This window comes from Spirulina sp. CCY15215 (genome assembly GCF_016888125.1).
Classification (GTDB): Bacteria; Cyanobacteriota; Cyanobacteriia; order Cyanobacteriales; family Spirulinaceae; genus CCY15215.
This window is the reverse complement of the sequence record NZ_JACSWA010000331.1, coordinates 1-3731: the sequence shown is the minus strand read 5'-3', so window position 1 is coordinate 3731 and position 3731 is coordinate 1. Positions and strand designations below refer to the sequence as shown.

General features: G+C 44.7%; 1 protein-coding gene. It reads right to left on the bottom strand.

Going from position 1 to position 3731, the window contains the following annotated elements:
- On the bottom strand, positions 1-3477 hold a 3477-nt coding region (locus JUI58_RS06700), incomplete at its 3' end, for an AAA-like domain-containing protein (RefSeq protein ID WP_204102987.1).
- Between the last annotated feature and the right edge of the window lie 254 nt (positions 3478-3731).

The following is a 3731-nucleotide window of genomic DNA, read 5'->3' as shown; positions in this document are numbered from 1 at the left end:
GCATAAATGCCGATCTTCTTCTTTTAACTCAGTATTTGTTCGCAAATAATCCCGTATCCAATTACAAGCATAAGTAAATTCATCTAACTTGAGGATGCGTTCTAAATCCCAAAGCATGGCAGTACTATCCCAACTGGCAGTAACGAGAGTTTTACCATCAGGAGAAAATGCAACACCATTGATGGCAGAATCGTGGCCGGTGAGGGTTGTTAAGAGTTCTCCGTTTAAATTCCATATTTTTGCGGTATTGTCGAAACTCGCTGTAGCGATAATTTGGCCATTGGGGGAAAAAGCAATACCCGTAACGCCCCCATCGTGTTCGCTGAGAACCTTGAGCAAATTCCCTTGCAGATCCCAGAGTTTGGCCAGATTATCTTCTCCTCCGGTGATCAGTATCTTGCCATCGGGGGAAAAGGCAAGACTATTCACTCCAAGATTGTGAGCAATCCAATTTTCCAGTAATTTTCCCTCCAAATTCCAGAGTTTCACCAAACCGTCCCAGGTTGCTGTCGCGAGGATTTTGCCATCGGGAGATAAGGAAAGTCTTGAAACGGAATCATTGTTGCTACCAATGATGACTCTCGGTGATTCTCCTGGCAAATCCCAGAGCTTGGCGGTTTTATCGCTAGAAGTTACCAGCATTTCTCCATTAGGGGTAAAATCAATACCCCAAACAGCAGCATTATCATCATCGATGAGAGTTGCGATCGCCTCTTCCCCTTGCCATAATTTGGTCGTTTTATCTTCGCTCACTGTGGCGATCGTGCGACTGTCGGGGGAAAAGTCCACCCCAAAAATCACGCCATCATGTCCGACAAGGGTTCTCAGCAACCGTCCCTCCCGAGTCCAGACTTTGGCGGTACTATCCGCGCTTCCCGTCACCAAGGTTTGACCATCGGGAGCAAAAGCGACAGACCAAACCCCCGCTTCGTGTCCTGTTAGTACAGTTAAAATCTTTTCGTCTAAATTCCAGAGTCTAGCGGTTTTGTCCTCACTCACCGAGACTAAGGTTTTACCATCGGGAGCAAAAGCAACATCCCAAACTCCCGCTTCATGTCCCATCAAGGTTGCTAATAATTGCCCCTGTAGCGTCCACAGTTTAATGGTTTTGTCTTCGCTAGTGGTGGCGATGGTTTGACCGTCGGGGGAAAAAGAAACCCCCAGTACTCGTGATTCGTGACCGATCAAAGTCCCTTGTAATTCTCCCTTCAAGTTCCAAAGTTTGGCGGTTTTATCACCACTCACCGTTGCGAAAACTTCATCCTTGGGGGAGAAGGCGACTCCCCAAATAGAGGATTCGTGGCCGCTAAAAGTTTTGAGTAGTTCTCCCTCTCGATTCCATAATTTGATGGTTTTGTCGAAACCCACCGTAACCAAAGTCTGACTGTCTGGCGAAAAGGCGGCACCCCAAACAAGAGCATCGTGCTTGACTAAGATTTTGAGTAGTTTTCCTTCACGACTCCAAAGCCTAACGCTTTTATCGCTTCCCGTCGTGGCGATCGCCTGACCATCCGGGGAAAATATCACGCTTGTAACCCCGTCTTTATGGCCGCTTAAGGTTTTGAGCAGTTTTCCTTCACGATTCCAAAGTTTAACCGTTGTGTCCTCACTGGCTGTGGCGATGGTCTGGCCATCGGGGGAAAATGCAACATCTAAAACGGCATCCTGATGACCGTTTAGGGTGGTTAATAACCGTCCTTCTTTACTCCACACTTTGGCTGTTCTATCTTTACTGGCCGTCACAATGGCTTCTCCATCGGCAGTGTAAGCAACTCCCCAAACCCCGGCAGCGTGACCCGAAAAGCGATTGTATTCTACGATGCCATAAATAGCTTGGCGCAGGGCATTTTGGACTTGCTTTTCTGTTTGGGGATTCACCTTGTCGAGAGTTTGCAATTTTTGGCTGGCTTTGATGGCATTGAGGAGGGCATCGGATTTTTTCTGGGAGGCAAACAGGGCGATTGAGAAGGAGGCCAGGGCTTGAACTTCGCTGATCCTCGCTAATCGTTCGCTGTGTGCGGATTTACGATATTGCCAAAAGGCTGTTATTCCTAATGCGGAAGCCATCAATAATGTTGTACTCACTGCGATGAGCAGCCGTTGTTGAATTTTGGCGGCTTTGCGATCGCGGATTAATTGAGTTTCGATGGCTTGGGTCCGTTCTGCCGATCGCCGCATTTCCATTTCTTGGCGATCTAGTTCTTGACTCGCTTTCAAGAACTGATAATCTACATCGTTCAAACTTTTCCCCTGAGACCAGGCGAGGGCTTTTTGTAGTGCTTTTCCTCGCAATAGTCTTGACTCATCGGTTTGTTGGGAGGCGATCCAAGCCTGCAAGACTTCTGAGTAGGGACGTAACTTTCCTAATTGCTTCTCGACCCATTCTAAGTTAAAAACTGCTTGATAAATTCTATTTTTAACTTTCAATATTCCTGCTGATTTAACCACCAAACCCGATAAAGCTAGGTCGATTTGCTCTCGACTATCATCAACTTCTACTTCTTTTTCTTGCAAGACTTGTTGATAAATCCCCAATAACCGAGAGTTACTCATTGCATTTTGATTAATGCGATCGCGGATCGTGCGTAAATGCTCGGGTTCATCTTGAGATTCCCATTTTTGAATAATACGCGATTTGACCAGACTCTCCACCCAAAAACTTTCTGTTCCTAGGGGAATATCAATCGGTTTCCCGTTTTCCTTAAGATTGATATCGATCGCGATCTGGCATAATTTTTGGGTTAAAAAAGGCTGTCCGGAAGTCCAGTTTAAAATTTCGGCAATTATCTTTTTTTCATTGCCATTTTTGGTCGTCAATCCTGCTACGAGAGAATCACTTTCATCAATCTTAAAACCTTGTAGCTCAATCGCTTTACCAATATTAAATGGCGTTCTCTGGCGATCCGAAATTAAATCTGATGGAGTCGCGACACCAAAAAGCGCAAAAACAATGCGCTGATATCGAGGATCGTGCGCTCTTTGATTGTAACAAAAGCGAATTAAGGCAAAAAAGTCATCAATGGGAAAATCAAGACTAAGAATACTATCTATTTCATCCACAAAAATAAAGATTTTTTCTTCAGTTAATGTTTCTAGAAGAAGTTCGATAAATTGACCCAATTTCTGCACGAGAGAAATTCCTTCTTGCTCTGCCCACCAGGTTTTTAATTTTATTTGTCTTAAGAGTTGAAATCCTCGCCACAATTCAACAGCAATGCCTTTATACCATTGATTCGGGGTAATATTTTCACTGCCAATAGTCGTCATATCAATACTGGCACATTTGCATCCTTCTCGTTCGAGTCGATAGCGGGTCCGAACTAATAGAGAAGATTTTCCCACTTGTCTCGAGTTGAGAATGTAGCAAAATTCGCCTTGTTTGAGGGCTTCATATAATTCTGTATCGGCACGTCGCTCGACATAGCTCGGCGCATTGTCAATGAGGCTTCCCCCAACTTGATAGTGATAGTTACTCATGCAATTCTTCCTCGATCTTCAATCATTAATCTAGGAGTTACGCAGCTAGGGAGCGAGACGTTCCCACTACTGTATTCTCTGGCTATGGTAGTGCGGTCATCTTGCCCGTTAATGTGTAAGTTACATTAAGAGAGGACGGGGTTTTAAACCCAGTTTTTTGATAAGCGCGATCGCATAAATGCCGATCTTCTTCTTTTAACTCAGTATTTGTTCGCAAATAATCCCGTATCCAATTACAAGCATAAGTAAATTCA